This window comes from Streptomyces sp. NPDC051963, assembly GCF_044593495.1.
Classification (GTDB): Bacteria; Actinomycetota; Actinomycetes; order Streptomycetales; family Streptomycetaceae; genus Streptomyces.
Genome location: NZ_JBIUCC010000001.1, coordinates 929,010 through 953,699, shown reverse-complemented (window position 1 = coordinate 953,699; position 24,690 = coordinate 929,010). Strand labels below are relative to the sequence as shown.

The 24,690-nt window shown below is 72.1% G+C and carries 11 protein-coding genes and 1 pseudogene; 9 read left to right on the top strand and 3 right to left on the bottom strand.

Annotated features, from left to right (window positions below):
• The first annotated feature begins 30 nt into the window (after positions 1 to 30).
• A complete protein-coding gene (locus ACIHFB_RS03965) occupies positions 31 to 957 on the top strand; it encodes a hypothetical protein (RefSeq protein WP_400125096.1) in 927 nt (308 codons plus the stop codon).
• Between the two features lie 13 nt (positions 958 to 970).
• On the opposite strand, the gene ACIHFB_RS03960 is transcribed toward ACIHFB_RS03965, so the two are convergent.
• Genes ACIHFB_RS03960 through ACIHFB_RS03950 form a run of 3 tightly spaced genes read right to left on the bottom strand, consistent with a single transcriptional unit; the run spans position 971 to position 4,723 of the window.
• Complete coding sequence (locus tag ACIHFB_RS03960) at positions 971 to 2,044, bottom strand: FecCD family ABC transporter permease (protein WP_400125095.1); 1,074 nt, start codon at positions 2,042 to 2,044, stop codon at positions 971 to 973.
• Positions 2,041 to 3,105: a FecCD family ABC transporter permease gene (locus ACIHFB_RS03955; RefSeq protein ID WP_400125094.1), complete on the bottom strand. Its 1,065-nt coding sequence runs from the start codon at positions 3,103 to 3,105 to the stop codon at positions 2,041 to 2,043. Before ACIHFB_RS03955 ends, ACIHFB_RS03960 begins: the two co-directional genes overlap by 4 nt.
• Positions 3,092 to 4,723, bottom strand: a complete 1,632-nt coding sequence (locus ACIHFB_RS03950) for a (2,3-dihydroxybenzoyl)adenylate synthase (protein ID WP_400125093.1) — start codon at positions 4,721 to 4,723, stop codon at positions 3,092 to 3,094. The genes ACIHFB_RS03955 and ACIHFB_RS03950 overlap by 14 nt, the downstream gene beginning before the upstream one ends.
• A gap of 209 nt (positions 4,724 to 4,932) precedes the next feature.
• Between ACIHFB_RS03950 and ACIHFB_RS03945 the strand changes: the two genes are divergently transcribed.
• The 8 genes and pseudogenes from ACIHFB_RS03945 (at position 4,933) to ACIHFB_RS03910 (ending at position 24,688) form a co-directional block, all read left to right on the top strand.
• A complete protein-coding gene (locus ACIHFB_RS03945; protein ID WP_400125092.1) occupies positions 4,933 to 6,267 on the top strand; it encodes a salicylate synthase in 1,335 nt (444 codons plus the stop codon).
• Between the two features lie 8 nt (positions 6,268 to 6,275).
• Positions 6,276 to 7,553 (top strand): enterobactin transporter EntS, encoded by a 1,278-nt coding sequence (entS, locus tag ACIHFB_RS03940; protein ID WP_400125091.1) that lies wholly within the window; start codon positions 6,276 to 6,278, stop codon positions 7,551 to 7,553.
• Between the two features lie 14 nt (positions 7,554 to 7,567).
• Positions 7,568 to 8,390 (top strand): annotated as a pseudogene (locus ACIHFB_RS03935) (alpha/beta fold hydrolase).
• Between the two features lie 41 nt (positions 8,391 to 8,431).
• Positions 8,432 to 8,878, top strand: a complete 447-nt coding sequence (gene panD / locus ACIHFB_RS03930; RefSeq protein WP_400125090.1) for an aspartate 1-decarboxylase — start codon at positions 8,432 to 8,434, stop codon at positions 8,876 to 8,878.
• Positions 8,879 to 8,881: 3 nt separating this feature from the next.
• Positions 8,882 to 9,100: an MbtH family protein gene (locus ACIHFB_RS03925; protein WP_400125089.1), complete on the top strand. Its 219-nt coding sequence runs from the start codon at positions 8,882 to 8,884 to the stop codon at positions 9,098 to 9,100.
• The gene (locus ACIHFB_RS03920) at positions 9,100 to 12,270 is read left to right on the top strand and encodes an amino acid adenylation domain-containing protein (protein ID WP_400125088.1); all 3,171 of its coding nucleotides are present in this window, start codon (positions 9,100 to 9,102) and stop codon (positions 12,268 to 12,270) included. The genes ACIHFB_RS03925 and ACIHFB_RS03920 overlap by 1 nt, the downstream gene beginning before the upstream one ends.
• Entirely contained in the window at positions 12,267 to 16,793 is a 4,527-nt protein-coding gene (locus ACIHFB_RS03915) for an amino acid adenylation domain-containing protein (RefSeq protein WP_400125087.1), read from the top strand. Before ACIHFB_RS03920 ends, ACIHFB_RS03915 begins: the two co-directional genes overlap by 4 nt.
• Positions 16,790 to 24,688: an amino acid adenylation domain-containing protein gene (locus ACIHFB_RS03910; RefSeq protein WP_400125086.1), complete on the top strand. Its 7,899-nt coding sequence runs from the start codon at positions 16,790 to 16,792 to the stop codon at positions 24,686 to 24,688. Before ACIHFB_RS03915 ends, ACIHFB_RS03910 begins: the two co-directional genes overlap by 4 nt.
• The last annotated feature ends 2 nt before the right edge of the window (positions 24,689 to 24,690 follow it).

The window sequence follows — 24,690 nt, the reverse complement described above, 5'->3', positions numbered from 1 at the left end:
CGTATAGAGATCTCGAGATCGGAGGGCCCCATGCACACCGGACTGAAGATCGGCGCTTTCGCCGCCGCGCTGGCCGCCACCTTCGGCACCGCCTACGGCGTCGGCCAAGGCGTCGCTCCCGTCGTGGAGGATCGCCCGCCCGCGAGCCACGACAGGCACACCGAAGTGTCACCGGAGGGAGGCGACGGCCATGGCGGGCACGAGGCGACCCCGGCCGGCGGGCTACAGATCTCCGAGGGCGGCTACACCCTCGATCTCCGGACACCGCGTGTCACCGCGGGGAAGCAGAGCGAGCTGCGCTTCGCGATCCGCGACGACAGCGGCCGCGCCGTGACCGCGTACCGGCGGGAGCACGAGAAGGAACTGCACCTCATCGTGGCCTCTCGCGATCTGGTCACTTACCGTCACCTGCACCCCACCCGCGCCGCCGACGGCACCTGGAGCATCTCCGTCGAACTGCCCCGCGCGGGCGGCTACCGGGTCTTCGCCGACTTCACCCCGGGGAAGAAGGGTGCCGAGAACCTCACCCTCGGCGCGGATCTGGCCGCCTCGGGCCCCTACGAGCCGAAGGACATGCCGTCGCCTGCCTCCACCGCCTCCACCGATGGCTACGAGGTCGGACTGTCCGGCGGTCTGCGCCCCGGCAAGGAGGGCGAGCTGAAGCTGACCGTCTCCCGGAACGGCCGGCCGGTCACCGACCTCCAGCCCTACCTCGGCGCATACGGCCATCTCGTCGTCCTGCGCTCGGGCGACCTCGCCTACCTCCACGTGCACCCCAACAGCACGACGAAGCCCGGCCCCGACATCTCCTTCACGGCCACGGCACCGAGCAGCGGGACCTATCGCCTGTTCCTCGACTTCAAGCACGAAGGCACCGTCCACACCGCGGCGTTCACGGTCCGTGCCGGACAGGCGTCCGCAGCAGAGCCGACGCACGACGCCGGCCACGGCCACTGAGGCGGCAGGCCGGTCAGATCTGCCCCGCCCGCCGCCGGCGCCGTAGCAGCAGTCCCAGATACAGCCCGCCGACCACCGCGGTCACCACGCCCACCGGCAGCTGGGCCGAGGCGTGGATGTGCTGGGAGGTGAAGTCCGCGGTGACGACGAGGAGGGCGCCGGCGCAGGTGGCGGTGGACAGGTTGGGGCCGGGGGCGCGGGTGAGGCGGCGGGCCACCTGGGGCGCGACGAGGGCCACGAACGGGATCGGGCCGGCCGCGGCGGTGGCCACGGCGCAGGCCGCGGTGGCCAGCACGAGCAGCATCAGCCGGGTGCGCTGGACGGGGACGCCCAGACCGCCCGCCACGTCGTCGCCCATCTCGAGGATCCGCAGCCTGCCCGCGCCGAGCGCAACGAGCGGCAGGACGGCGAGCAGCCCGACCGCGACCGGGCGGACGTCCGTCCAGTCCCGCCCGTTGAGGCTGCCGTTGAGCCACACCATCGCCTGCGCCGCCTCGGTGATCTTGGCCTGGGCGAGCAGGTAGGCGTTGACGCCCTGGAGCAGCGTGCTCACGCCGATGCCGACCAGCACGAGCCGGTAGCCGTGCACCCCGCGCCGCCAGGCGAGCAGATACACCAGCAGAGCGGTCGCCAGGCCGGCGCCCACGGCCCCGAACGCGACCGCTCCTCCGGTGCCGGAGGCGAGCAGGATGATCAGCAGTCCTCCGGTGGCCGAGCCGTAGGTGAAGCCGACGATGTCCGGGCTGCCCAGCGGATTGCGGAACAGGCTCTGGAACAGGGCGCCGCTCAGTCCGAGCGCCGCACCGACCAGGATGCCGGTCAGCAGCCGGGGCAGGCGCAGCTCGTTGACCACGAAGTTCGTCTGCCGGCTGCCGTTGCCCAGCAGGGTGCGGACCACGTCTGCCGGCGAGATCGCGAACTCCCCGGTGCCGAGCGCCAGTACGCCCACCCCGACGGTCGCGACCAGCAGGACCAGACAGACCGACACCGCGCGCACGTCGACCCGAAGCGAGAACGCATGCGACCGGCTCCGTACGATCCGCGCGCGCCGCTCGGCCGGACGGGCGGGCGAGGCCGTGCCGGTCACGCGGCGACCACGCGGCGGTAGCGCACGAGGGCGATGAAGACGGGCGCGCCGAGCACCGCAGTGACCACCCCGGCGTCGAGTTCGTTCGGGCGGACGGCGACCCGTCCGAGGATGTCCGCGCAGAGCAGCAGGGCCGGGGCCAGCAGCATGGACATCGGCAGCGTCCAGCGCTGGTCGGCTCCGACGAGTGAACGCGCGATGTGCGGCACGGCGAGGCCGACGAACACCAGCGGGCCGACGGCCGCGGTCGCCGCGCCGCACAGCACGGTGACGGCCAGCATGCCGAGCAGCCGGGTCCGGTGCAGCCGGGCGCCGAGGGCGCGGGCGGTGTCGTCGCCCAGCGCCACCGCGTTCAGCGGGCGCACCAGACAGAGGGCGAGCAGCAGGCCCGCCACGACGAACGGGGTGGTCGCCGTCAGCGTCGAGCTGTCGGCCCGGGCGAGCGAACCCACGCTCCAGAATCGCATCTGGTCCAGGGTCTGGGCGTCCAGCAGCATCATGGTCTGGCTGAGGCCGGTGAACACGGCGGCGATCACCGCGCCGCCCAGAGCGAGCCGCTCGGGAGTCGCACCGCCGCGTCCGCCCGAGGCCAGCGAGTACACCAGCAGCCCCGCCAGCACCGCACCCACCATGGCGAACCACACCGACGACCACAGGCTCGTCAGCCCGAAGGCAGTGATGGCGAGGACGACTCCGGTGGCGGCGCCCGCGTTGATCCCGAGCAGGCCGGGATCGGCCAGCGGATTGCGGGTCAGCGCCTGCATGAGTGCACCGGCGACGCCCAGCGCGGCGCCGGCGGCGATCCCGGCCAGGGTGCGCGGCAGCCGTACGTCCCAGATCACGGAACTCGCGGTCGAGCCGTCGTCGTGCAGCAGCGCGTCGACCACGACGGACACCGGCAGTGAACGCGAACCGACCGCCAGGCTGAGCAGGGCCGCCACGATCAGCAGGAGCAGGGCACCCCCCACCGCCAGGGTGCGGGTCGAGTGCCGGTGGCGTGCGGGTTGCGGGTCCGGTCGTACAAGAGCGGTGGTGCCACCGCCCGGCTCACCCTTCACCACTGCCCTCCGAGCTCAGCCGCGCGGTGATCAGGCGGCCGAGCGACTTCTTGTCGATCTTTCCCACCGAGGTCCGGGGGAAGATGTCGAGCAGTTCCACGCGGTCGGGCAGCTTGTACGCGGCGACGCCCCGGTCGGTGAGGAAGGCGGCGAGTTCGCGCTGGGTCGGGGCCTGTCCGCGCGGGACGAGGTAGGCGCAGGTGCGTTCGCCCATCGTCTCGTCGGGCATGCCGACCACGGCGGCGTCATGCACGCCGGGGTGGGCGAGAAGGTGGTTCTCCAGCTCCTCGGCGGAGATCTTGTCGCCGCCACGGTTGATCTGGTCCTTGGCCCGGCCCTCGACGACCAGATGGCCCGAGGGCAGGACGCGCACGAGGTCGCCGGTGCGGTAGAAGCCGTCCGGGGTGAAGGACCGGGAGTTGTGCTCGGCCGCCCGGTAGTAGCCGCGCAGGGTGTACGGGCCGCGGGTGAGCAACTCGCCGGTCCCGCCCGGGGGTACGTCGTGTCCCTCGTCGTCGACCACGCGGACCTCGTCGGCGGGGGACAGCGGACGGCCCTGGGTGCCGGTCAGCAGCTCGGGGGGATCGTCGAGGCGGGTGTAGTTGAGCAGCCCCTCGGCCATGCCGAAGACCTGCTGGAGCGTGCAGCCGAGAGCGGGTTCCACACGGGCCGCGGGCTCGGCGCCGAGCTTGGAGCCGCCGACCTGGAGCAGCCGCAGCGAGGACAGGTCGGCCTCCTCCCACTCCACCGCGTCCAGCCACAGCAGGGCGATCGGTGGGACCACGGCGGTGGCCGTGACCTTCTCCCGTTCGATCAGCGCGAAGGCGTCGTCGGGGCTCGGCGTGGGGGAGAGGACCACCGTGCCGCCCACCATCAGCGTGCCGAGCAGTCCCGGGCAGGCCAGCGCGAAGTTGTGCGCGGTCGGCAGGACGACTAGGTAGACGGTGTCGCCGTCGAAGCCGCAGACCTCGGCGCTCGCCCGCACGTTGTAGGTGTAGTCGTCGTGGGTTCGCGGGATGAGCTTCGGTTTGCCGGTGGTGCCACCGGACAGCAGCAGCACCGCCACATCGCCGGGATCCGGCGCGGGCAGTTCGACCGGGTCGGCGTCCACGTCGGCCAGCGCGGTGAACTCCGCCGGGTCGCCCGCCACCAGGACGTGTTCGACGCCCGGCACCGCCTTGCGCACGGCCCGGGCCGGCCCACGGTGGTCGAAGCCGTCCAGCGTGTCCGGGACCGCGAGGGCGGTGGCACCGGACACCTCGGCGACATGGACGAGTTCGCTCTCCCGGTGCGCGGGCAGCGTCAGCACCGGGATCGCACCGGCCCGCAGCAGACCGAAGAACAGCACCACGAAGGCGTCGGTGTTGGGCAGTTGGACGACCACGCGGTCGCCGTCGCCGATGCCCAGCCGCCGTAGTCCCGCCGCCGTACGGTCGACCCGCAGATCGAGTTCGGCGTACGTCCACCGGTTGCTGCCGTCGCCGGCCACGAGCGCGACCCGCTCCGGAGAGCTCACGGCCCGATCCCGCAACAGCCGGTCCAGTGGCCGCCCCGCCCAGTACCCCTCGTCCCGATACCGCTCGGCGAACTCCTGAGGCCAGGGCACCCAACCGTCGAGCATCCTCAACTCCCGCCTGCTATTTAGGAAAGGCTTGCCTAATGTGCGATCGGGGTCAAGCCTGGGGGTGTGATCGCGGTCGAGTCTGAAGGTGTGACAGGGGTCAAGCGGGGTGTGATCGGGGCGGCACCCTGGACGCGCCGTCGATGCGGAGGCTACGGTCATTGTCGGTTAGGTTAGGTTAACCTAAGTTCGCCTGGGAGGTAGGTCCCTTGCTGCGTTATCGGAGCGCGGAGACGGAACTGCCGGGGGACCCCGTCCAGTTGGCCGCACAGCTGGCCGAGTCCGCCTTGTTCGACCAATACGTGGTGTATGAGCGGGAGGGCGACTGCTGGTTCGCCGGAGGGGCGCTCGGCGAGGTCGTTGTCGGCCGCTCCGGGGTGCGCTCCCGATGGCTCACCGAGGAGTCCACCGCGCCGCTCGGACCGCATCCACTCCGTCAGGTCCAGGAGAAACTGGACGAGATGGGCGTCGGGGCGTGGAACGCCTACGGCTGGATGGCCTTCGAGTTCTCCCACCTGTACACCGACCGGCCGCACCGCGCGGGCGACGAGGACCTCCTGCATCTGGTCGTACCGCACACCGAGGTCAGGCTCCGGCGCAGCGGCGCCCTGGTCCGCAGTGTCGACGAGGGGATGCTGGACGCCGTCCTGCTGCACCTGGCCGAGCCGGTGGCGCCGCGTCCGGTCGACCCCCGCCCGATCGACGTCGAGGACTCCGCGGGGAGTTACCCGGGGGTGGTGGCCCGTGCCATCGAGGAGATCCGGACCACCGATCTCCAGAAGGTCATCCTCTCCCGGACCGTGGAGGTGCCCTTCCCGGTCGACTTCGCCGCCACTTTCGTGCACGGCCGCTCCAGGAACACCCCGGCCCGCTCCTTCTTCCTCGACCTGGGCGGCCGCCGGGTCGTCGGCTTCAGTCCCGAGACCGTCGCCGAGGTCGACGCGGCCGGCGAGGTCGTCACCCAGCCACTCGCCGGCACCCGCGCCCGCGGCCTGGGCGACGCCGAGGACGCGCGGCTGCGCGCCGAACTCCTCGCCGACCCCAAGGAGATCTCCGAGCATGTGCTCTCCGTCAAGCTGGCGGAGGAGGAGATGGCGGCCGTGTGCCGGCCCGGCACGGTCTCGGTGCGCGATCTGCTGAGCGTCCGTCAGCGCGGCAGCGTGCAGCACCTCGGATCCAGCGTGCACGGCCTGCTGGGCGAGGGCACCACCGCCTGGGACGTCCTGCGGGCGGTCTTCCCGGCCGTCACCGCCTCGGGCATACCCAAGGGTCCGGCGTACGACTGCATCTCCCGCCTGGAGACCGAGTCGCGCGGGATCTACAGCGGGGCCGTCCTGATGGCGGGCAGTGACGGAGCGCTCGACGCGGCCCTGGTGCTGCGGAGCCTGTTCGAGGAGGGCGGCCGCACCTGGCTGCGGGCCGGTGCCGGAATCCTCTCCGGGTCCGTTCCGGAACGCGAACTGGAGGAGACCTGCGAGAAGTTGCGCAGCGTCGCCCCCTATGTGGTGCCCGCGCGGGTCGTCGCACCCTCGCTCGGGCGTTAGGGGCCGGGGTGAGACTGGGAGAAGTCGTCGTCGACGTCGCTCCGTTGAGGTCGAGCAGGGACTTCCGGCTGGTGTTCGCCACCCAGGCGATCTCCATGGTCGGCACTCATCTGACTTCGGTGGCGGCGAGCCTCCAGGTGTACGCCCTGACCGGATCGACGGTCCAAGTCGGCCTGATGAGCCTGGTGCTGGGCCTCTCCCTGCTGGTCGGACTGGTCGCGGGCGGTGTGCTCGCCGACCGGGTCGACCGGCGCCGGCTGATGCTCGTCACCCGGTCGATCACCGCCGTGGTGGTCGCGGGACTCGCGGTGAACGCCGCCCTGCCCGACCCCAAGGTGTGGTTCGTCTTCGTGGCGGCCGTCCTCGCCGGCGGGACGGCCGGACTCGGCGGGCCCGCCATGATGGCGGCCACACCGTCCCTGGTGCAGCCCGGCCAGCTCGCCGCGGCCGGCGCGCTGACCACGCTCACCGCTCAACTCGGCGGCATGATCGGTCCGTCGCTCGCGGGCGTCATCGCGTCCGGCCCCGGGGTCGCGATGTGCTTCGCGATCGACGCGGCGGTGTACGTCGTAGGACTGGCCCTGCTCGCTCCGCTGCCGGCGCTGCCGCCCGAGGGGACGGCCGAGGTGCAGCATCCGCTGAAGGCGATGACCGAGGGGCTGCGCTTTCTGCGCGGCAACCAGGTCGTGTCCGGGCTGCTGCTGATCGACGTGTGCGCCGTGGTCTTCGCCATGCCGTACGCGCTCTTCCCCGAACTGGGCACCGAACACTTCGGCGGCGGACCCTCCACCGTCGGACTGCTCTACACCGCCCCCGCCGTCGGCTCGTTCTTCGGCGCGCTGACCAGCGGCTGGACCGGGCGGGTGCACCACACCGGGCGGGCGCTGATCGGTGCGGTGGCGGTGTGGGGCGTGGCGATCTCCTGCTTCGGTCTCAGCTCCAACCTGTGGCTGGCGCTCGCCTTCCTGGCGCTGGCCGGGCTCGGCGACACCGCCTCGGAGATCCTGCGCCGGGCGCTCCTCCAGCACTACACGCCGGACCGTCTTCAGGGCAGGGTCGGCAGCCTGTGGCTCGCCCAGGCGACCGCGGGACCGTCCGTGGGCAACCTGGAAGCGGGCCTGGTGGCCAGGGCGCTGGGGTCGTCCGCCGGTGCGGCCGTCCTCGGGGGCGTCGTCTGCCTGGCGGGCGTGGCGACCCTTGCCGTCGCCATGCCCGGGTTGCGGAAGGCCACCCTGCACGAGCTCTCGGACGCCGAGGAGCCCGCCGACTCCATAGAGAAGACGTGAGGTGGGCGCCTGCCATGCCGAGTGCGCAGATCAACGGAATCCGGCTGCACTACGAGGACAGGGGCGCCGTCGGCACCGGCGACCCCGTGGTCCTGGTGATGGGCCGGTCCGCCGGCGGCCGCTCCTGGCATCTCCACCAGGTGCCCGCGCTCGTCGAGGCCGGACACCGGGTCGTCACCTTCGACAACCGCGGTATCCCGCCGAGCGACGAGTGCCCCGAGGGCTTCACGATCGACGACCTGGTGGCCGACACGGCCGGACTGATCGAGCACCTGGACCTCGCGCCGTGCCGGGTCGTCGGCGTCTCCCTGGGGGCGTACGTCGTCCAGGAGTTGATGCTCGCCCGCCCCGAACTCCTCAGCCAGGGCGTGCTGATGGCCACGCGCGGCCGCACGGACACACAGCGCGAAGCCATGGCTGCCGCCGAACGCGCCCTGTGCGACAGCGGCGTGGAGCTGCCGCCGGCCTACGCGGCCTGGGTGCGGGCGCTGACCAACCTGTCGCCGGTCACCCTGGACGACGAACAGCAGCTACAGGACTGGCTGGAGCTCTTCGAGTACGCGCCACCGGCGACCGGCCCCGGCGCAAGAGCCCAGCTGGAGCTGCGTGTTCCGGACGGGAGGCTGGAGGCCTACCGGAGGATCGAGGTGCCCTGCCTGGTCCTCGGCTTCGCGGACGACGTGATCCTGCCCCCGCACCTGGGCCGCGAGGTCGCCGAAGCCATCCCCTCGGCGACGTACCACGAGATCAAGGGCTGCGGGCCACTACGGCTACCTGGAGCGGCCGCACGAGGTGAACCGTGTGGTGCTGGACTTCTTCCGCACGCGAACAGCTTGAATTAGGTTAGCCTCACCTAAGTTTCGATTCAGGGGGTACTGGTGCACCGCACCTTGCTCAATGGAAAGATCCATCGCGCCACCGTCACCCAGGCCGATCTGCACTACGTGGGGTCCCTGACCATCGATCAGGACCTCATGGACGCCTCCGACATCGTCGAGGGCGAGCAGGTCCAGGTGGTCGACATCGACAACGGCGCCCGACTCGCCACGTATGCCATCGCGGGCGACCGGGGCACCGGCGTCATCGGGGTCAACGGCGCCGCCGCCCATCTCATCCACCCCGGTCACCTCGTGATCATCATGTCCTTCGCCGCGCTCGACGAGTCCGAGCGGGCCGCCCACCGGCCCCGGGTGGTCCACGTCGACAAGGCCAACCGGATCGTCGCCCTCGGCGCGGACCCCGCCGAACCGGTACCCGGTGCACCCGGCCAGTTCTCCGGATCCTTCCGCGAATCCGGGCCCTTGCGTGCACAGGAGAGGAACTGATCCATGGTCAACCCGTTCGACGACGAGAACGGCCTCTTCCGCGTCCTGGTCAACGACGAGGGCCAGTACTCCCTGTGGCCCGACTTCGCCCTCGTCCCCGCCGGCTGGCGATGCGTGCACGGTATCGACGGCCGGGCCGCCTGCCTGGAGTACATCGAGCGCGAGTGGACGGACATGCGCCCGCGCAGCCTGGCCGAGGCCATGCGCGAGGCCGGGTCCTGATGGCGGCCCGCCCGGGCGTGGAGGACGTACTCCCCCTGTCGCCGATGCAGGAGGGCATGGTCTTCCACGCGCTCTACGACGCACACGCCCGGGACGTCTACACCGGACAGCTCACGCTCCGTCTCGAAGGGCCGCTGGACCCCGAGCGGATGCGCACGGCCGCCGAGGCGCTGGTCGCACGGCACGCCAATCTGCGGGCCGCGTTCCGCACCCAGCGGTCCGGGCGCCCGGTCCAGGTGGTCCGCACCACGGTCAGGACGCCGTGGTGCGTCACCGACCTGTCGGCCCGGCCGGCGGGGGAGCGCGAGGAGGAGTTCGAGCGGCTGCTGGCAGCGGACCGGGACGAACGGTTCGACCTGGCCCGCCCGCCGCTGCTGAGGTTCCGGCTGGTGGTGTGCGGCGAGCGGGACCACCGGCTGGTGCTCTCCTCGCACCATCTGCTCTGGGACGGCTGGTCCGCCCCCGTCCTCGTGCGCGAGCTCTTCCAGCTGTACACCGCGGGCGGTGACCCCGCCGCCCTGCCCCGGGTCCGGCCCTACCGCGACTACCTCGCCTGGCTGTCCCGGCAGGACCCCGAAGCCGCACGGCAGGCATGGCGGGCCGCCCTGACGGAACTTGACGAACCGTCACTCATCGCGCCCGAGGCCCGCGAACTCGCGGCCGAGCAGCCCGAGCGGCTCGTCCTGGAGCTGTCGGAACAGGACACCGCGGCGCTCACGGACACCGCCCGCGCCCACGGACTGACGGTCAGCACCGTGCTCCAGGGCCTGTGGGCCGTCCTGCTGGGCAGACTCACCGGCCGCACGGACGTGGTCCTCGGCGCCACCGTGTCCGGCCGCGACGCCGAAGTCCCCGGCATCGAGTCGATGGTCGGCCTCTTCATCAACACCCTGCCGGTACGGGTTCGGCTGCGGCCCGCGGAACCGGTCGCCGCTCTGCTCTCCCGCCTCCAGGCCGAACAGTCCGCGCTGCTCGACCACCGGCATCTCGGCCTCGCCGACATCCGGCGCGCCGCCGGACACGGCGTCCTCTTCGACACCCTGCTGGTCTTCGAGAGCTACCCCATCGACGACGACGGCATCGCCCGCGCCCTGGGAGACGACGGCCTCCGCATGGCCGACGTCTCCGTACGCGACGCCACGCACTACCCGCTGACGCTCACCGCCCTGCCGGGTGCCCGGCTGACGCTGACCCTCGCCCACCAGCCCGCTGCCGTCGACCGACCGACGGCGACGGCCCTCGCCGAACGGCTCCACGAGCTGATCCGGACCTTCATCGAGGACCCGGCGCGCCCTGTCGCCCGGCTCATCGAGGAAGAACCCCGGGCCCTGTCCGGGCGCACGGAGCCCCTCACCCACCCCACGGTCCGGGCCCTGTTCGAGGCCCAGGCCACCCGCACCCCGCACGCCCCCGCCGTCCTGGACGGCGACAACACCGTCACCTTCGCGGAACTCGACGCCCGCGCCGACCGGTCGGCCGCCGCCCTGACCGCGCGCGGCGCCGGACCCGAGTCGATCGTCGCCGTGGCCCTGCCCCGCGGTCCCGACCTGGTGACCGCGCTGCTCGCCGTACTCAAGGCAGGGGCCGCCTGTATGCCGGTCGACCCCGGCTTTCCGCCCGAGCGCATCGCCCTGATGCTCGGCGACGCGGACCCCCGCCTGGTGATCTGCGATCCGGCGACGGCTCAACAGCTGGGCATCGACCAGGAGTTGGTGTGCAGCCCGGACGCGGTGGCCGCCGTACCGGAACAGCGTGCCCCCGTGTCGCCCGAGCACCCGGCGTACGTCATCTTCACCTCCGGCTCCACCGGCCGCCCCAAGGGCGTGGTCGGCACCCAGCAAGCGCTGGCCAACCGGCTCGCCTGGGGCAGGGAGTTGCGGCGGAACGCGCCCGGCGTCCGCGTGGCCAAGAGCCCGATCAGCTTCATCGACGGACTCACCGAACTCCTCGGTGCCCTGACCGCGGGCGAGGCCGTCGCCCTGGCCGACGACGAGGCGACCAGCGACCCGACCGCCCTCGCCGCCCTGGCCGACCGGCACGGCGCCACCCTTCTCACCGCGGTCCCCAGCCTGTACACGACCCTGGTCGAATCCGCCCCGCCGGACACCTTCACCTCCGTACGCACCTGGATCTCCAGCGGCGAACCCCTCCCAGGCGAGCTGGCCGAGGCGATGGCCCGCCGGTGGCCGTACGCCCGGCTGATCAACCTCTACGGCTGCTCCGAAGCCGCCGGAGACAGCCTCATGCAGGAGTACGGCGGTGACGAAGGCCCCGTCCCGCTGGGCCGGCCGATCGCCAACACCCGCGTCCACGTCCTCGACCCGTTCCTGCAACCGCTCCCCGTCGGCGCGACCGGTGAGCTGTATCTCGCCGGGGTCGGACTCGCCCGCGGCTACCTCGACCAGCCCGGTCGCACCGCCGAACGCTTCGTCGCCGCCCCCTTCGGCCCTCCCGGCAGCCGCCTCTACCGGACCGGAGACCTGGCCCGGCTGCGCGCCGACGGCACCGTGGAGTTCCTCGGCCGTGCCGACGACCAGGTGAAGATCAGGGGCTTCCGGGTCGAGCCCGGAGAGATCGAGACGGCCGCACGGAAGCTGCCGGGAGTGGGCCGCGTCGCGGTCGTGGCCCGTGAGGACGGCCCGTCGCCCCGGCGGCTGGTGGCCTACGTGGTACCGGAATCCGGCGCCGCCGTCGACCCGTCGGCCCTGCGCCGGGCGCTGGCCGAACGTTTCCCCGGCCACCTCGTACCGTCCGCCGTCGTGGTCCTGGACGCGCTACCCCGTACTCCCAGCGGCAAGCTCGACCGCCGCGCCCTGCCCGCCCCCGACTTCACCGGGGCGAGCACGTTCGAACCCCCGCGCACCGAACGGGAGAAGGTGCTCTGCGGGCTCTTCGCCGAGGTGCTCGGGCTGCAACAGGTCGGCGTGCACGACGACTTCTTCGAACTCGGCGGCGACAGCATCGTGTCGGTCCGCCTCGCCGACCGCGCCCGCAGAGCGGGCCTGCCCCTCACTCCCCGGGACGTGTTCACCCACCGCACGGCAGCCGGCCTCGCCGCCCATGCCGACGAGGGACCCGCCCTCGAAGGCTTCACGGCGACCGCGGCACCGCTCGTGTCGCTCAGCCAGTCGCAACTCGACAACGTCAAGGCGAGGTGGAGGACCCGATGAGCAACGCGCCTGGGGAGGACGGCTCCCTGGTCGAGGACGTCCTGCCGCTGTCCCCGCTGCAACAGGGCCTGCTGTTCCACGCCCTGTTCGACGAGGGCGCCCAGGACGTCTACACCATGCAGTCGCTGGTGGAGATCGAGGGCCCGCTGCGGCCCGCGCTGCTGCGCATCGCCGCCGAGGAACTCTTCGCCCGGCACGCCAACCTGCGCAGCGCCTTCCTCCACGAGGACCTGGACGAACCGGTTCAGGTCGTCCTCAAACAGATCACCGCCGACTGGACCGACGTCGACCTCTCCGAACACGCCGACCCCGAGACCGAGTTGGCCCGTCTCTGCACCACGGACACCACGACCCGCTTCGACCTGACCGACCCACCGCTGCTGCGCCTCACCCTGGTGAACCGGGGCGCCGAACGCTGGCTCCTCATCCTCACCAACCACCATCTGCTGCTCGACGGCTGGTCGATCCCGCTGCTCGTACGGGAACTGCTCCAGCTGTACGCCACCCAGCTCGCCCCCGGCCGTTCGGCCCCCCTGCCCGCCGTACGCCCCTACCGTGACTTCCTCGCCTGGCTCGCCGCGCGTGACCGCGGAGCCTCCGCCGGAGCCTGGCAGGAGGCGCTGGCCGGGGTGACTCCGACGCTGCTGGCACCCTCGGCGGCCGGGCTCGTCCCCGTACAGCCCGAGCTGCACACCCTGCGCCTCTCCGAGCAACTGACCGCCGACATCCAGGCGTTGGCCCGCAGCCGCGGCATCACCGTCAACACGGTCGTACAGGGCCTGTGGGCCCTGCTGCTGGCCCGCCTGACCGGCCGGGACGACGTGGTCTTCGGCGCCACCGTGGCGGGCCGACCCGCCGAACTCGCCGGTGTCGAGTCGATGATCGGGCTGTTCATCAACACCGTGCCGGTACGGGTGTCCGTACCGCCGTATGAGCCCGCGGACGCGTTCCTCCGCCGGGTACAGGACGAGCAGTCCCGGCTGATGGACCACCACTACATGGGTCTCACGGAGATCCAACGCGTAGCAGGAGCAGGGGACTTGTTCGACACCCTGCTGGTCTTCGAGAACTACCCCATCGACCAGGCGGCGGTGGCCGAGGCCGAGACGGCCGCCGGACTGCGCATCGCCGAGGTGAAGGGCGCCGGTGCCACCCACTATCCACTCACGCTGGCGGTGCTGGCTGAGCGGCAGTTGGGTGTCGTCTTCGAGTTCCGGCCCGATTCCTACGACCGTCCGGCCGTGGAGCGCCTGGCCCGCCGCTTCGAACGACTGGTGCGGGAGGTGGTGGCGGCACCGGACACACCGCTGGCCGCACTGGACGTGCTCGAAGTGGAGGAGCGCGCGGCGCTGCTGGCCGCAGGTGCGGGTGAGCGGCTGCCGGTGCGTCACGCGACCATGCCGCAGGTGCTGGAGGCACAGGCGGCACGGACGCCGGATGCGATTGCGGTGGTGGGGGAGGGGAAGCGGCTGACCTTCGCGGAGTTGAACTCCGAGGCCAACCGCCTGGCCCGGATGCTGATAGAGCTGGGCGCGGGCCCGGAGCGAATCGTGGCGATGGCCTTGCCCCCAACTCCGGAGACAATCACCACGCTTCTGGCCATCCAGAAGGCAGGGGCCGCTTATCTGCCACTGGATCCGGAGTGGCCTGAGGATCGAATCGCCGGGATGCTGGCGGATGCAACCCCGGTAGCGCTGATAGCGACGACGACTACAGCGCCCCGTCAGGGGCGCGGGGAACTGCGCGACCAGCCACAGCGGACCCGCAGTATTGATACGACCGTAGTCCTCCTGGATGCCCCTGCCACTCAACAGAGGCTGGCTTCCACGGACACCACCAACCTCACCGCCACGAACCTCCTCCCGGAACACCCCGCCTACGTCATCTACACCTCAGGCTCCACCGGCCGCCCCAAGGCCGTAGTCGTCCCCCACCGAGCCATCACCAACCTCTTCACAGCCCACGACGCCGCCCTGTTCAACCCTGCCGAAACGGCCGCAGGCCACCCCCTCCGCATCGGCCACGCCTGGCCCACCGCCTTCGACGCCTCCTGGCAGCCCATGCTCTGGATGTTCGCCGGCCACGAACTCCACCTGGTTCCGGAGGACATCCGTCGCGACCCGGACGCCCTGAGTGGTTTCCTCGCCGAGCACCGCATCGAGTTCATCGAACTCTCCCCGTCCCTGTTGGGCGAGCTGGTGGCCCAAGGCGGCGACTGGCAGGGCGAGTTGAAGGTATTGGGGGTCGGCGGCGAAGCCGTACCGCCGGATCTGTGGCGGACCTTGAGGGACACGGACGGACTGGTCGCCCACAACCTCTACGGACCCACGGAGTGCACGGTCGACTCGGCCGACTGCGACTTCTCGCTCAGTGACCGCCCCGCGATCGGCCGCCCCGTGGCGGGCGGGCGCCTCTACATCCTGGACGGGCATCTGAACCCGGTGCCGACGGGTGTCGAGGGCGAGTTGTACATCGCGGGGGAGGGACTCGCCCGCGGCTACCTCGGCCGACCGGGCGCCACCGCGAGCCGCTTCATGGCGGACCCCTTCAGCGACCGGCCCGGCGCCCGGATGTACCGCACCGGCGACATCGCCCGCTGGACCGAGGACGGTCTGGTGGAATGTCTGGGCCGGGTCGACGACCAGGTGAAGATCCGGGGCTATCGGATCGAACCCGGCGAGATCGAGGCCGTGTTGCTCGACCACGAGCTGGTCGAACGGGCCGCGGTGATCGTACGGGAGGACACCCCCGGAGTACGCCGACTGATCGCGTACGTCATCACGCCCGCGTCCGACGAAGGGACGGCGGAGCTGCTCCGCCGGGCCGTGGCCGCCGTACTGCCCGACTACATGGTGCCGTCGGCCTTCGTCCCGGTCGACGGCTTCCCGCTCACCCTCAACGGCAAGCTGGACACCGCCGCGCTGCCGGCCCCGTCCCGGTCCGACGGACCGGTGAGAGAGCCGCCCCGCGACGCGGTCGAGGAGCGCCTCGCCGCGCTCTTCGCCGGTGTGCTCGGACTGGACGCGGTCGGCGTGCACGACAGCTTCTTCGCGCTCGGCGGCGACAGCATCGTGTCCATGCGGCTGGTCAGCCAGGCGCGCGCGGCCGGGCTGGCGATCTCGCCGCGTGACGTCTTCGAGGGGCCGACGGTGGCGGGACTCGCCCGACGCGCGGACACCGGTCCCAGCCGGGTGGCCGACCCGGACGCGGGCACCGGCGACATCCCGCTCACCCCGATGCTGAGCTGGCTCATCGAACAGGGCGGACCCTTCCGGGGGCTGAGCCAGGCGCGCTTCCTCAGGACCCCGGCCGGGCTGGACCTCGACGGCCTGCATCGCACCGTAAAAGCCGTGCTGGACCGGCACGATCTGCTCCGTGCCACGTTCGGGGCGGCCGCGGACGGGACGTGGCGGTTCCATGCCGCTCCCGTGGGCGCGGTCCGCGCAGCCGACTGCGTACGTCGGATCGCGGCCGAGGGACTCGACCACACCGCGATGGGCACGCTGGTGCCCGACGCGTTCGACGAGCTGGTGGCCGAACTCGACCCGGCGGCCGGGGCGGTGGCTCGGTTCCTGTGGTTCGACGCAGGGGAGGGCCGCGAGGGGCGGCTGCTGGTCGTGCTGCACCACCTCGTGACCGACGCGGCGTCCTGGGGCGTGCTGGTCGCCGACCTCGCCGCCGCCTGGGAGCGTGCTCCGCTGTCGCCGCGCGGCACCAGCGTCAAGGAGTGGGCGCAGGCACTGCGGGCCGAGGCCCGGACATCCCGGCGAACGGCCGAACTCGCCCTGTGGAAGGGGATCCTGGACCGACCTGAACCACCCCTGGGTGCCGGACCGCTCGACCCCGCCCGGGACACCAGGGCAACGGTCCGCAGGCACTGGACCACCCTCGACTCCGATGTCACCGCACCACTGATCTCCGGCCCGGTCCGGGAGACCCTGCTGACCGCGCTGGCACTCGCCGTCCCGGACTGGCGGAGCTCGCAGGACACGTCGGTATTGATAGCACTGGAGGGCCACGGCCGGGAGGAACAGGTGCTGCCGGGTTCGGATCTGTCCGCCACCCTCGGCTGGTTCACCACCGTGTTCCCGGTCCGGCTCGATCCGGGCCCGCCGCCGGAAGCCGACCAGGTGCGACGCATCCGCGACCAGCTGGCGGTCCTGCCCGACAAGGGAATCGGCCATGGACTGCTGCGCCACCTCAACCCGGACACGGCCTCGGAACTGGCTCAACTGCCCGAGCCGCAGATCGAGTTCAACTACCTCGGCAGGATGACCGTGGGTGAGCGCGAGGACTCGGCTGTCTTCACCAGCGCACCCGAGACCGGGGCCATGGGCAGCGGCGCGGACCCCGGTATGGCCGCGCCCTACCCCCTTGTCGTCGACGCGGTGATCACCGAAGGGCCGGCCCTCAGCGTGTGCTGGCAGTGGCCGGAACGGCTCTTCACCGAGCGTGAGATCCAACGGCTGGCCGAGCTGTGGACCAGCTCTCTCCAACGGCTGCTGAAAGGCGAAGTCCGGTGACGCAGACACCCGCCGCCCTGCCCGGCGACGACCTGGCGGCCCGCAAGCGCGCACTGCTGCGCCGCAGGCTGGAGAGCGCCGGCCTGGCCCACTCCGAGAGCATTCCTCCCCGCCCGGCAGACGTCCGTTCACTGCCGCTGTCCTTCGCGCAGTCCCGTATGTGGCTGCTCCAGCAACTCGACCCGGCCAGTCCGGCGTACAACGTGTGCCTCGCCATCCGGCTGCGCGGCCCGCTCGACCCGGCCGCGCTGCACACCGCCCTCCAGGGCCTGGTCACCCGGCACGAAGTGCTGCGCACCCGCTATCCGGCCGCCGAGGACGGTACGCCGGAACAGGTGGTCGACGGTGCGGCGGAGGTGGACTTCGCCACGGCCGACATCGGTGAACTTGACCCGGAGCGGAGGGAGTTGCGAGCGGCGGAGCTGGCGCGGAACGCCTCGGCCATGGCCTTCGATCTCGCCGAGGAGCATCCCTTGCGGGCCCTGCTCATCCGTCGCGACACACAGGACCACTGCCTCGTGTTGACGGTGCATCACATCGTCTGGGACGGCGGGACCTTCAACGCTCTCTCCCGCGATCTGAGCGCCCTCTACCGGTCGGCCGTCACCGAGGAGCCCTCGGGCCTGGAACCCCTGCCCGTCCAGTACGGCGACTTCGCGCTCTGGCAGCGCACCACCTGGAGCGACGAACGGCTCGCCGAGCACCTGGACCACTGGCGCGGCGCGCTGGTTCCGTCGCCGCAGCCGCTCGCGCTGCCCATCGACGCTCCGCGCGGCGCCCAGCCCACCGCGGAGGGCGACCGCCGCCACCGCACCTTCGCGCCCGAAGTCACCGGGCGCCTCACCGACTTCGCACGGAACGCGGGCGTCACCCCCTTCATGGTGCTGCTCGCCGGCCTGACCGCGCTGCTCCACCGCACCACCGGCGCCACCGACGTTCCGATCGGCTCGGCCGTCATGAACCGCGACCTGCCCGGCCTCGAAGGGATGATCGGCAACTTCGGCAACACCCTCGCCCTGCGCGCCGACCTGGACGGCGACCCGGCCTTCGCCGAACTCGTCGAGCGCGTACGCCAGGTCTGCACCGACGGCTACGCCCACCAGGACATGCCCTTCGACAAGCTGGTGGAGCAGCTGAGCCCGCCGCGGCAGCCGGCCCGCTCCGTCTACTTCGACGTGATGCTGCTGTTCCTCACGCAGGGACTCCAGGGCCCACAGCTCCCCGGAATCACCACCGAATGGGAGACCGTCCACAACGACACCACCCAGTTCGACCTCTCCCTCGAAGCGTTCCTCACGGACGGGCGGCTGCGGATCGAAGCGACCTACCGCACCCCCCTGTTCACCCCGAACACCGTCGACCGGCTGCTCCGGCACCTGGAGACCCTCCTGGCCGCCGCGCTCGCCGACCCGGAACACCGCGTCTCCGCCCTGCCCTTGATGGCCGAGGACGAGCAACAGCGCGTCCTGGAGGCCTGGAACGCCACCGCTCACCCGGTACCCGCCACGACGCTCACCGAGCTGCTGGGTCAGAAGGCGGTACGAACCCCCGACGCCCCGGCGCTGATCGCCGACACCCGGCTCGACTACGCCGCTCTCCACGCCCGCGCCAACCGTCTCGCCCGCCTTCTCGTCGCCCAGGGAGTCGGCCCGGAACGACTGGTGGGCGTCGCCCTGGACCGCGGCCCCGACCTCGTCGTGGCCTTGCTCGCGGTGGTCAAGGCGGGCGGTGCTTACGTCCCGCTGGACACCGGGTACCCCGCCGAGCGGCTGGCGTTCATGGTCGAGGACAGTGCACCGGCCCTGGTGATCACCTCCACTGCCGCCGCCCGCACGTTGCCCGCGGACGCGGTGCCGCTCCTCCTCGTCGACGATCCCGCCGTACAGGAGCAGTTCGCGGCAACCGACGGCGGTGAACTCACCGACGAGGAGCGCCTCCGGCCGCTGCGCCCCGAGCACCCCGCCTACGTCATCTACACCTCCGGCTCCACCGGCCGTCCCAAGGGAGCCGTCGTACCGCACGCAGGGATCGTCAACCGGCTGCTGTGGATGCAGGACGCGTATCCGCTGGGGCCGGACGACCGGGTGCTTCAGAAGACACCGGCCAGTTTCGACGTCTCCGTCTGGGAGTTCTTCTGGCCGCTGATCACCGGCGCGGTGCTCGTGCTCGCCCGTCCCGGCGGACATCGCGACCCCGGCCACCTCGCCGAGCTGATCCGTGAACAGCGGGTGACGACCGCCCACTTCGTGCCCTCGATGCTGCGGGCCTTCCTCGACGACCCGGCCGCCGAAGGGGTCCGGGGCGTGCTGCGGAGGGTGGTGTGCAGCGGTGAGGCGCTGCCCTCCGAACTGGCCGAGCGGTGTGCGCGGTTGCTGGACGGCACCGAGATCCACAACCTCTACGGTCCTACCGAGGCCGCGGTCGACGTGACCGCCTGGCCGTGCGCGGAGGGCACCCGGTCCGCCGCCGGTTCGGTACCGATCGGGCGGCCCGTCTGGAACACCCGCACCCTGGTCCTGGACACGGCGCTGCGCCCGGTGCCGCCGGGCGTGCCCGGAGAGCTCTACCTCGGCGGAACCCAGCTGGCCCGCGGCTATCTCGCCCGCCCCGCCCTGACCGCCGACCGCTTCGTCGCCGACCCCTACGGCCCACCCGGCGCCCGCCTCTACCGCACCGGTGACCTGGTCCGCTGGAGCGCGGAGGGCATGCTGGAGTTCCTCGGCCGGTCCGACGACCAGGTCAAGATCCGCGGCTTCCGGGTCGAGCCGGGTGAGACGGAGGCCGCGCTCGCCGCACTGCCCGGCGTCTCCCAGGCGGCGGTGACCGCACGCGAGGAAGAGCCGCAGCTGGTGGCGTACGCCGTCCCGCGGCCCGGCGTCCGGCTGGAACCCCTCCAGGTCCGGCAGGACCTCAAGGCGTCCCTGCCGGACCACCTCGTGCCCGCGGTCGTCGTCGTCCTCGACGAACTGCCCCTGACGCCCAACGGCAAGCTGGACCGCGCCGCGCTGCCCGCCCCGGACCTCGCCGCCCTCACCACCGCCACCGCACCCCGCACCCCGGCCGAGGCAAGGCTCTGCGAGTTGTTCGCGGAGCTGCTCGGGCTGCCCGACGTCGGCATCCACGACGAGTTCTTCGCCCTCGGCGGCCACTCCGCCCTCGCCACCCGCCTGGTCGCCCGGATCCGGGCCGAACTCGGTGCCGTCGTCCCGCTGCGGGCCGTGTTCGACACCCCCACCGTGGCCGCGCTCGCCCCGATGCTGGACATCCCCTCCGAGCGGCGTCCGGCTCTCACGGCGCTGCCCCGCCCCGATACCGTGCCGCTGTCGTCCGCGCAGGCAAGGCTGTGGTTCCTGCACCGGCTCGAAGGCCCGAGTCCGACGTACAACATCCCCACCGCGATCCGTCTCACCGGACCGCTCGACCCCGGCGCGCTGCACGCGGCGCTGGACGATGTCGTGGGCCGCCACGAGAGCCTGCGCACCGTCTTCCCCGACGAGGACGGCACACCCCGCCAGGCCGTCCTGCCGCACGAAAAGGCCGCCGTGCCCTTCGACGTGGTGCCCGCCCGCGCCGACGATCTCGACGCGCTGCTCCGCGAAGCCGCCGCCCACTGGTTCGCGCTGGACGCCGAGATCCCCGTACGGGCGACGCTGTACGCGCTGAGCGGCCCCGGCGAAGTCAGCCGCGCTTCGGCAACGCCCCGAGGGGGCGCGACCAGCCATATCGGGCCCGCGGAGCGCTTGGCAGCCGACGAGCACGTCCTGCTGCTGCTCGTGCACCACATCGCCACCGACGGCTGGTCGGCGGAGCCGCTGCTCCGCGACCTGGAAACGGCCTACGCCGCCCGACGGGACGGCAAGCGCCCCGAGTGGCCGCCGCTTGCCGTGCAGTACGCCGACGTCACGCTCTGGCAGGAGGCACTCCTCCACGAGACGACGTCACGGCAACTGGACTACTGGACCGGCCGGTTGTCCGCTCTTCCGGAGGAACTCCAACTCCCCGTGGACCGCCCACGCCCGGCCATCCACGACTACGGAGCCGGGGCGGTCGACTTCACAGTGGACGCGGAGACTCACGAGGCCCTGCGGGCGCTGGCGGCGGACGTGGGCGGCACCGCCTTCATGGGGCTCCAGGCCGCACTCGCCGTGCTGCTCAGCCGCCTCGGCGCGGGCGACGACATCCCGCTGGGCACCCCGGTGGCCGGACGGGGCGACCCTGCCCTCGACGACCTCGTCGGCCTGTTCGTCAACACGCTCGTGCTGCGCACCGACGTCTCCGGCGACCCGACGTTCCGTACCCTCCTGGCCCGGGTGCGCGAGGCCGACGTCGACGCCTACGCGCACCAGGAGTTGCCGTTCGAGCGGCTCGTCGACGCGCTGAGCCCGACCCGTTCCATAGGACGGCACCCGCTGTTCCAGGTGATGCTGGCCCACCAGCAAGCACCCGACGACAACCGGGAGTTCGCCGGTCTCACGCTCCGCGAACTGCGCGTCGACTTCTACACCGCAAAGACCGACCTGGCCTTCCATCTCTTCGAGCGGGCGGACGGCGGCGGCATCAGCGGCTCGCTCGTCTACGGCAGCGACCTGTACGACCGTGCCACCGCACAGGACTGGGTGGAGCGCTACGTACGGCTCGTCGGCGAGCTGGCCCGGCGGCCGGACACCCCCGTGCGCGCCGCCGACGTCCTCACACCGCGCGAACGCACGCAGCTGCTCGGGGAGTGGAACGACACCGCGCACCCGATGCCAGCCACCACCCTCACCGCCCTGGTCGAGGAGCAGGCGGCGAAGACCCCGCACCTCACGGCCGTGGAGTACGGGACGCAGGACCTGACGTACGGCGAACTCAACGCCCGCGCCAACCACCTCGCCCGCCGGCTGACGGCACTCGGGGTGGGTTCCGAGGCCTGCGTCGGCATCCATCTCGAACGGTCCGTGGAGATGGTCGTCGGGCTGCTCGCCGTCCTCAAGGCGGGCGGGGCCTTTGTGCCGCTGGAGCCGTCCTGGCCGGCCCTGCGGAAGAACGAGGTGTCCCGCAGCGCGGCCCTGACCGCGGTGCTGGGCCGGCCCGGCGAGGACTTCGGCCCCGACGGCCCGCCGGTCGTCGTGGTCGACCTGCGAGGCGCGGTGCCCGACGACGACAACCTCGACGTCACGGTCGACCCCGAGGGACTGGCCTACGTCATCTACACCTCCGGCTCGACCGGTGTCCCCAAGGGCGCGATGATCCGGCACCGGGCCATCGCCCACCGGCTGCTGTGGCAACGGGAGTTGCTCCGCTTCGGCACCGAGGACGCCGCCCTGTTCAAGGCGCCGCTCGGCTTCGACATCTCCATCAACGAGATCTTCCTGCCGCTCGCCAACGGCGCCCGGGTCGTGATCGCCGAACCCGGCGGCGAACGCGACGTCGACTACCTTCTCGACACCATCGAAGGACACCGGGTCACCTTCACCTACCTGGTCTCCTCGATGCTCGACCTGCTCCTCGAACTGGACGGCTTCGCGGCGCGGGCCGGCTCGCTGAAGCACGTGTGGTGCGGCGGCGAGGTGCTCACCCCCGAGCTGTTCGCCCGCTTCCGGGCCGCGAGCGGGGCGATCATGTACCACGGGTACGGTCCGGCCGAGGCCACCATCGGCGTCAGCCACGTCGTCTACCGCACCGGCGCGATCCGCAGCGCCGTCTCCATCGGGCGGCCCAACGGCAACACCCGGCTGTACGCCCTCGACGAACGGCTCCAGCCCGTCCCGGTCGGCGTACCGGGGGAGTTGTACGCCGGTGGCGTCTACCTCGGCCGCGGCTATGTGAACGACCCGCGCCGCACCGCCGACCACTTCGTCGCCGACCCCTTCGGCCCGCCCGGCGAACGGCTGTACCGCACCGGGGACCTGGTGAGGTGGCAGCGGGACGGCACGCTGGAGTTCCTCGGCCGCGCGGACCACCAGGTCAAGATCCGCGGTATGCGGGTGGAGCTGGAGGAGATCGAGGCGATCCTCGAACAGCATCCCGGCGTACGGCGCGGAGTCGTCGTCATCCGGGAGGACTCGCCCGGCGTGAAGCGGCTCGCCGGATACTGCCTGGGCGCCGGTGAGCAGCTCGCCGCCGACCTGCGCGGCTGGTTGCGTGAGCGGCTGCCCGAGCACATGGTCCCGGCCACGCTCACCGTCCTGGACGCCTTCCCGCTGCTGCCCTCAGGCAAGGTGGACCGCGGCGGGCTCCCCGCCCCCGAGATCGCCGCCGCCGCACCGACACGGGCTCCGGCCGACGCACGCGAGCGGCGGCTCACCGAGCTGTTCGCGACAGTCCTCGGGCTGCCGCGCGTCGACGTGGACGACAACTTCTTCGAGCTGGGCGGCGACAGCATCGTCTCCATCCGGCTGGTGACCCTGGCCCGCAAGGCGGGTATCGCGATCAGCCCGCGCCAGGTATTCCAGACACCCACTCCGGCAGGTCTGGCCGCCGCTGCCGCCCGCGCCTCGGACGCGCCCTCCACCGCCCCCGCCGACGAACCCGTCGGCGAGGTGGAGCTCACCCCCGTCATGCGCTGGACGGCCGGCTCCCACGACGGCCTCGCCCAGGCCGTCCTGCTCGTCACCCCGCCCGAACTGACCGACGACGCCGCCGTCGCCGTACTCCAGGCAGTCCTGGACCGGCACGACATGCTGCGCGCGAGGCTCGACGGGGACCGGCTCGTCGTACCCGCCGAAGGGACCGTGCGCGCCGGGGAGTTGGTGCGGCGGGTGCCCGGCGAGGACGTTCAGGGCGAGTTGGCCGCCGCTGTGGCACGCCTCGATCCGCGTGCCGGGCGCATGCTGGACGCCGTCCGGTTCGACGGGCTGCCCGGCCGACTCCTTCTCGTCGCCCACCACTTGGTCGTCGACGGAGTGTCCTGGCGCATCATCGGCTCCCAACTCGCCGACGCATGGCAGGCGGTGCGGGCCGGTGCGACACCGCGGCCGGAACGGACGGGAACCTCCTTCCGAGGGTGGAGCAGGCTGCTCGCGGAGCAGGCACGGGCGCGCGTGCCCGAACTGCGGTGGTGGACCGAGACGTTGGCGGAGACGCGGCCGCTGCGGGACCGGGCGGTCTCCGGGGGGCGGCGGGAACGGACACTGGTGCTGCCCGAGGACGTCACCGAACCGCTGCTGACCGCGGTGCCCGCCGCCTACCACGCCGCCGTCCCGGACGTCCTGCTGACGGCGCTCGCCCTCGCGGCCGGCGCCTGGCAGGGCGGCCCGGCACCGCTGCTCATCGGCCTCGAAGGCCACGGACGTGAGGAGGGCATCGCCGAGGGTGTGGATCTGTCGGCCACCGTCGGGTGGTTCACCACGTTCTACCCGGTGGCCGTCGACCCCGGACCACTCGACCTCGACGAGGCGCTGTCCGGGGGAACCGCGGCCGGGACCGCCCTCAAGCGCGTCAAGGAACAACTGCGCGCGGTGCCGGACAACGGCCTCGGCTACGGCCTGCTGCGCCACCTCAACCCCGACACCGCGCCCGAGATGGAGAAGCTGCCGGAGCCCCAGGTCGCCCTGAACTACCTCGGCCGTTTCGCGGCGTCGCACGACGGCCACTGGGACCTCGCCCCGGAGGCCCCGATGCTCAGCGTGCCCGCGCCGGCCTCCCGGTTCGGCCTGGAGATCAACGCCGTCGCCGTCGAGGAGACGGACGGCGCACGGCTGCACATCCACGCGGCCTGGCCCGAGGAGTTCCTCACGGACTCCGAGGCGGACGAACTGCTCACGCTGTGGCAGCGCGCCCTGCGCGGACTCGTCCGGCATGCCGAGGAGTCCCCGACGGGCGGACTCACCCCTTCCGACCTGCCCCTGCTGACGCTGACCCAGGAAGACATCGACGACTTCGAGAACGACGACTTCGGACACGACGATTTCTGAGC